This window comes from Komagataeibacter sp. NFXK3, from assembly GCF_054182245.1.
The window spans coordinates 1-989 of the sequence record NZ_JAPIVJ010000082.1; the positions used below are offsets into that span (position 1 = coordinate 1).

Genomic DNA, 989 nt, shown 5'->3' on the forward strand with positions numbered 1-989 from the left:
ATTGCTTTCAGAGGCGAAATCACAAGACCATGTGCATCAAGCCGGACCTGTGACAACTCGCCCTTCCTGGCAAGAGCCGTCACCCGGTTCAGCGCGGTTTCCAGCACTGCACGCCGTTGAGAAAGGAACGTGTCAGCCGTAGCATTGATCGCCAGAGGCAACGGTCCTTGCGCGCGCATCGCTGCAAACGTGGCTTCCGGAAGAAGGTAGGTGTCGAATGCGCGGTATTGGCGACTTTCCGTTACCCAGATGTCTCCGGCACGCAGACGCTCGCGCAGCTGGGTCAGAACACAGAGTTCGTAGGCCTGTCGTATGACTGTTCCCTCTGGCCTGACAAAGCTGTGCCAGGAAGGCGGAATGAAACGGATCGGACAGGAGTCAGGCAAGCGGCGTTTACCGGTCCGATAGAGGTCTCCAATGATCTGCACCGCCTTCAGTAATCCCTGTACCGTGCGACCACCCTGAAACTGGAACGCGTTCAGGAATGGACCAATGGCAGGACGAAGAGAGCGATGCCGGTTGATCAGTTCGGCCGTGCGATCAATGGTCTCTGGAGCTGTCAGGGTTTCAGCCCTGCCGATGGCGTCCTGGAGGCGGGGCCAGTCAATTCCCGTAATGGCAGACAGTGAATCAACACCCTGATCACGCGCCTCAATCAGATGACGGCAGGAGGTTGTCAGCAGACGAAGCTGGGCCTGCAACGATCGCATGGTGACAATCGCTTTGTCACGGATCCGGTGCTCGGCACGGCGCATCATGCTTCCGAGGAGTTTGTCCATCATTGTGAGGGTCGCGTCGGTTAGAACCTCCTCAAGTCGGACCCCGGCTGCCACCAGAATGGCGTAACGACGGGATGACCGAAGCTCGGCCAGATGCTGGGGCGTAATCCGGGCAGCTTCTTCGCTCAAACGGTCAAAGGCCACACGCGGTATGGTCGTGGCGCGAGCGCTGTCGAGGTTCAGGGATCGTACATACTCCAGGCGTTCCAG

Annotated in this window: 1 pseudogene; it reads right to left on the minus strand. The window is 58.7% G+C overall.

From position 1 onward, the window contains the following. Positions 1–989 (minus strand): annotated as a pseudogene (locus OQZ28_RS17555) (Tn3 family transposase); the annotation flags it as partial.